This is a genomic window from Peribacillus sp. (assembly GCF_059453735.1).
Window position 1 is genome coordinate 1 of sequence record NZ_JAZVJO010000336.1, and the last position, 5,264, is coordinate 5,264.

A 5,264-nucleotide genomic window follows, 5' to 3' on the forward strand; every position below is an offset into this window, starting at 1 on the left:
CTGTAAACACGTATTTCCCCACCTTTTTATTTTCATTTTACCCTTATTAAGTATAACATATTAACATTTTATTGCTCCTAAGACGCACTTAATCAAATCAAAAAAGGATCCTGTATTTAGTACAGAATCCCTATAAAATAATTATAGTGTTATCAGACTACTCCTTGTCCTCTTCTTCAATAGGGTCTTCAGTAAAATACCTCAAGATCCCTTTATAGACAGAGGCCGCTATTTTCTCTTGATACGATTCTTGAATTAAATTCTGTCTTTCTGCAGCATTCGATATAAAGCCGATTTCTACTAATGCACCTGGTTTTGTTGCGTTCGTCATCAAATAAATATTCTGGATTACTCTTGGTTGTCGTGATGTGTTTTCTAAATTGCGGATAATTTCTTGTTGTATAAATGCAGCGGCCTGTTTATTTTCAAGATATCGAGTTGTATAAAAGGTTTGTGCACCGCTTGAGCTTCTAGAAGGAAAGGCATTTAAATGGATACTCAAAAATAAATCTGCTTCAGATTCATTAATTACCTTTACACGATTCTGCAAATCTTCTCTCTTGCGATTTCGAATCCCTTTGGTTCCATCATTCGCTAAATCACTGTCATCTTCCCTTGTTAAAAGCACCAGTGCCCCCTGCTCTTGTAGAAAGTCTTGGATTTTCTTAGTAACAGCAAGTGAAATTTCTTTTTCCTGTATCGATTCAAAATTTGCGCCGCCATCCATTCCCCCATGACCGGCATCAAGTACAATAATTTTTCCTGTCAGGGGCAAATTCCATGCATTCCAAGAATCATCTTCTATAAACTTCAGCGTGATAATTAAAAAAAGCATAATAAGACCAATTGAAAAACCAGTGTACTTCAGTTTCCTGCGCATGACCTTTCTCCTTCCGCTTGTCCTCTATAATTATAACTATGGGAACTAATTATAAAATAGAACAAGCAGATGCAGGTCACAGTGGTTTAATGAAGTCTTAGTTTATAGTATTTCGCACCCGCCTGAAATCCCTGAAGCCACCAAGTTTCTACATAAGCACTACAATGATAAAATAAACTCTCGCTATAGATATCCATTTTCCCAGCCTTCCCCCAATACAAAATATAATTAAATAATGTATCTACAAGATACTTCTCCTCTTGCTTGCAGCGAAGTCTAGAATCCTCCATCGACTCTCCATAGTAACCGAATTTGCCGTAATTTCCACCAAGCAAAAAAGCCTCAATTGCTACATCAAAACACCCTTCCTCAAGAACATCCGTTAAATATAACCCTAAGGAATAATCATGATTAAAAAAATCGAGAATCCTTACCTTTAGTTTTTCTATTGATAAATCACGCAAAAGACGCCGCTCATAGTTAAGTTGTTTCTCGCGCTGTCTCTCCTGCAGGCCCATAATCACATTCATATTCAGCACCTCATTGATCCGGACTAATACCGGGTTTACCAGTAGTGTCCACCAGAGGACAGAAGACATACACGTGACTAGCTGGTAATTTCGAGGAATTGCAGGCCGACTTCAGCACTGTTTCAATTAATAAAAAAAAAGCTCCAGCCGCGTAATGGGCTGGAGCTTTTGATTGTTCCAAAAAATTAACGTTTTGAGAACTGAGGTGCACGACGTGCGCCTTTAAGACCGTATTTTTTACGCTCTTTCATACGTGGATCACGAGTTAACAAACCTGCTGATTTAAGAGCAGGACGGTATTCAGGATCTACTAACAACAAAGCACGTGCGATTCCGTGACGGATTGCGCCTGCTTGGCCAGTGTATCCACCGCCTTTTACGTTAACAAGGATATCGTAAGTGCCAGTAGTTTCAGTAGCAACTAGTGGTTGATTAACAACTTCACGTAGTGCTGCGAAAGGAATATATTCGTTGATATCGCGACCGTTAATGATAACGCGACCTTCGCCTGGGATTAAACGTACACGAGCTGTTGAGCTCTTACGGCGACCAGTACCATAATATTGAACTTGTGCCAAAATAGTTAACCTCCTTTAATAATTATCCGCGTAATTCGTATACTTCTGGTTGTTGAGCTTCGTGCTTGTGCTCAGCGCCTTCATATACGTGCAATTTTTTGAAAATCTGACGACCAAGAGAATTCTTTGGAAGCATACCTTTGATAGCAAGCTCAAGCATTTTCTCAGCATAGTTTGTACGCATTTCAAGAGCAGTTCTAGTTTTAAGACCGCCTGGATGCATAGTGTGACGGTAATAAATTTTATCAGTCAATTTTTTACCAGTCAAATGAATTTTACCTGCATTGATTAGAATCACGTGATCACCAGTATCTACGTGAGGTGTGAATGTTGGTTTGTGTTTACCACGTAAGATGGATGCTACTTCACTAGCTAGACGACCTAAAGTTTTACCTTCAGCATCTATTACATACCATTTACGATCAACTTCAGTGGCTTTCGCCATAAATGTTGTGCGCATAATTACCCTCCTAAAAATTGTTTCATTAGTTATATTTATTTTCAATCACAATAAGATTCCGGGGCTTATCGCGGGATTAAAATTCATACCATATTATATTACCTTCTACCAAGTCCATTGTCAAGAGAATGTTACACCAGGTTTAGTTGTCCTGAAAATATTTCTCTAAGACTTTTTATATTCAACTTCCCAAAGGTATAAACCCTGGCCTGGAACGGTTCTTCCTGCGGCGCTTCGATCCTTACTTTGAAGAATTTCCGGGATCATACTGGAAATTAATTTTCCATTTCCAATTTCCAATAATGTCCCCATGAGGATTCGAATCATATTATAAAGAAAGCCATTTCCTCTAAAGCGAAATACAAGTACGTCTCCTTCTTCATAGAGCTCAATTTCATGAATCGTGCGGACCTTATCTACCACCTCTGTTTTTGCAGAGCAGAAGCTGGTGAAGTCGTGAGTCCCAAGGAGATGGGGAATTGCCTGCTTAATCAGTTCCAGGTCCAAATGAAATGGAAAGCTGTACATATAATTTTTTCGGAATGGATCTTTCTGAGCGGAACGTGATACAAAATAACGATATTCCTTAGCTGTTGCATCAAACCGAGCATGAAATGTATCCTCAACTACTTCAGCATTCACAACGGCAATATCATCAGGCAGGAGGGAATTGAGACCTCTTTGCCAATTTTTCACCGGTACTGTATAAGGAGTATCAAAATGAATAACTTGGCCTTTGGCATGAACACCAGCATCTGTCCTGCCAGAGGCCGTCACTTTGACACCCTGCCCTTTATGCATCCTTGCCAGTGCTGTTTCTAGCTCACTCTGAACGGTACGCTTATCCGGCTGAACTTGATACCCAGCAAACATGGTACCGTCATACGAGATTATACATTTTATTCTGTGCATATCTTGTCCCTCATTATGAACGTAATAAGAATAGTAAGACAGCAAGCACTACGAGTGCTGCCATTAGAAGATTATCACGAGTATTCCAACTCAATTGACGGTATTTCGTTCTTCCTTCACCGCCCCTGTAACCTCTTGATTCCATAGCAGTTGCAAGTTCCTCAGCTCGTTTAAATGAGCTTACGAATAGCGGTACAAGCAGTGGAACAATTGATTTAACCCGGTCTTTTAAAGGTCCTGAAGTGAAATCCACCCCTCGGGCCGCTTGTGCTTTCATAATTTTGTCCGTTTCCTCCATCAATGTTGGAATAAAACGCAGTGAGATGGACATCATCAGGGCAAGCTCATGAATCGGCAACTTCCATCTTTTAAATGGATTCAAGAGCTCCTCCATACCATCTGTAATAGAGATAGGAGTCGTCGTCAAAGTCAGTAAAGACGTGACCAAAATCAAGAAAGTAAATCGTAACGATATAAACGCACCTTGTTTAAGACCGCCTTCATAAATGTTTAAAAAACCAAATTCAAAGATGACCTCTCCTTCTTTTGTGAAAAGGATATGAAGTAAAAAGGTAAAGATAATTAAAAAGAACACCGGCTTCAATCCGTTATATAGAAAACGAGGAGGGATTTTTGACAAACTAATCAGTCCAAGAGTAAAGATAGCAACAAGACCATATGTCACAATATTATTTGCCAAGAATATTGTACAAACAAATAAAAATACGAGCATTAGCTTCGCTCGAGGATCCATTTTATGAATGGCGGAATCTGCAGGAACATAGCGGCCAAAAATCATTTTGTCCATCATAAGCGGTTCCCTCGTTTCATCGCCTCTTTAATATCAGCTACCAGATCTTCTAGACTTAAGCTTGGGCGTGAAAATCGAATTCCCATCTCTCTTTGCAGCAGTAACTGAAAACGCACTGTATCTGGAACATCCAGGCCCAATTCCAATAATTGATCAGGTTTTGAGAAGATTTCCTCTGGCTTTCCTTTTTGATAAACAGTTCCCTTATGCATGATAATAATATCGTCCGCATAACGAGCCGCATCTTCCATGCTATGTGTAACAAGAATGGTAGAAATGCCTCTATCCTTATGAAGCTGATAAAACATGTCCATAATTTCCTTGCGTCCGCGTGGATCTAAACCAGCTGTCGGCTCATCAAGAACAAGTACATCCGGTTCCATTGCTATTACACCTGCAATCGCCACACGCCGCATCTGGCCGCCTGATAAATCAAATGGGGATTTTTTAAGAATTTCCTGTTCAAGTCCCACTTGACTTAATGCGATGCGAGCAAGTTCCTTTGCTTTAGCTTCGGGTACCCCAAAATTCATTGGCCCGAAACAAATATCCTTTTCAACTGTTTCTTCAAACAATTGATGCTCAGGAAACTGAAAAACAATACCGACCTTCTGCCGAATAGATTTTAAATTTTTTTCTTTTTTCTTTTGAGCTCCTATGGTTCGATCACCAATGATAACCCGTCCTTTAGTCGGTCTAAGCAATACATTTAAATGCTGTAAAAGTGTCGATTTACCAGAACCTGTATGGCCTATAACGGCCGTATATGTCCCAGGATCAATCGTCATGTTCACATCATGCAATGCCAAGTGCTCAAAAGGTGTGTTCACTGAATAACGATATTCTACATCTTCGAGTGTAATTCGCATAATTCCTTCACCAGCTCTTCCTCTGTCAGATGGTCATTTTTAAGATCGAGACCGGTCTTCTGCAGCGCCTTACTCAGCTTTACTGAAAATGGTATATCAAGTCCGAGCTCAATCAGTTCATCTTCAAGACGAAAAATTTCCATTGGACTTCCTTCGCGATACACTTGGCCTTTATTCATGACAATGATCCGATCCGCCTTTGCTGCCTCTTCTAAATCATGAGT

At 39.9% G+C, this 5,264-nt stretch carries 7 protein-coding genes and 1 pseudogene; all 8 read right to left on the bottom strand.

All coding sequences use genetic code 11. The features are described 5' to 3' along the window. Window positions 1-157: 157 nt before the first annotated feature. Window positions 158-880: an N-acetylmuramoyl-L-alanine amidase CwlD gene (cwlD, locus tag AC52RT_RS10710; protein WP_495540736.1), complete on the bottom strand. Its 723-nt coding sequence runs from the start codon at window positions 878-880 to the stop codon at window positions 158-160. A gap of 86 nt (window positions 881-966) precedes the next feature. Next, a complete protein-coding gene (locus AC52RT_RS10715) occupies window positions 967-1,410 on the bottom strand; it encodes a DUF2521 family protein (RefSeq protein ID WP_495540737.1) in 444 nt (147 codons plus the stop codon). 185 nt (window positions 1,411-1,595) lie between these two features. Next, window positions 1,596-1,988: a 30S ribosomal protein S9 gene (rpsI, locus tag AC52RT_RS10720; protein WP_040372584.1), complete on the bottom strand. Its 393-nt coding sequence runs from the start codon at window positions 1,986-1,988 to the stop codon at window positions 1,596-1,598. Window positions 1,989-2,010: 22 nt separating this feature from the next. After that, on the bottom strand, window positions 2,011-2,448 hold the full coding sequence (rplM, locus tag AC52RT_RS10725) for a 50S ribosomal protein L13 (protein ID WP_040372583.1): 438 nt from the start codon (window positions 2,446-2,448) through the stop codon (window positions 2,011-2,013). 165 nt (window positions 2,449-2,613) lie between these two features. Then, entirely contained in the window at window positions 2,614-3,360 is a 747-nt protein-coding gene (gene truA, locus AC52RT_RS10730; protein ID WP_495540738.1) for a tRNA pseudouridine(38-40) synthase TruA, read from the bottom strand. Between the two features lie 13 nt (window positions 3,361-3,373). Further along, window positions 3,374-4,171: an energy-coupling factor transporter transmembrane component T family protein gene (locus AC52RT_RS10735; RefSeq protein ID WP_495540739.1), complete on the bottom strand. Its 798-nt coding sequence runs from the start codon at window positions 4,169-4,171 to the stop codon at window positions 3,374-3,376. Then, window positions 4,168-5,040: an energy-coupling factor ABC transporter ATP-binding protein gene (locus tag AC52RT_RS10740; RefSeq protein WP_495540740.1), complete on the bottom strand. Its 873-nt coding sequence runs from the start codon at window positions 5,038-5,040 to the stop codon at window positions 4,168-4,170. Before AC52RT_RS10740 ends, AC52RT_RS10735 begins: the two co-directional genes overlap by 4 nt. Next, window positions 5,016-5,264 (bottom strand): annotated as a pseudogene (locus AC52RT_RS10745) (energy-coupling factor ABC transporter ATP-binding protein); the annotation flags it as partial. The pseudogene AC52RT_RS10745 and the gene AC52RT_RS10740, both read right to left, overlap by 25 nt.

What these genes read in the sequence shown, in the direction of transcription:
- rplM (WP_040372583.1), bottom strand. Translation starts at nt 2,448, where the DNA reads ATGCGCACAACATTTATGGCGAAAGCCACTGAAGTTGATCGTAAATGG.
- truA (WP_495540738.1), bottom strand. Translation starts at nt 3,360, where the DNA reads ATGCACAGAATAAAATGTATAATCTCGTATGACGGTACCATGTTTGCT.
- AC52RT_RS10715 (WP_495540737.1), bottom strand. Translation starts at nt 1,410, where the DNA reads ATGAATGTGATTATGGGCCTGCAGGAGAGACAGCGCGAGAAACAACTT.
- AC52RT_RS10735 (WP_495540739.1), bottom strand. Translation starts at nt 4,171, where the DNA reads ATGATGGACAAAATGATTTTTGGCCGCTATGTTCCTGCAGATTCCGCC.
- AC52RT_RS10740 (WP_495540740.1), bottom strand. Translation starts at nt 5,040, where the DNA reads ATGCGAATTACACTCGAAGATGTAGAATATCGTTATTCAGTGAACACA.
- cwlD (WP_495540736.1), bottom strand. Translation starts at nt 880, where the DNA reads ATGCGCAGGAAACTGAAGTACACTGGTTTTTCAATTGGTCTTATTATG.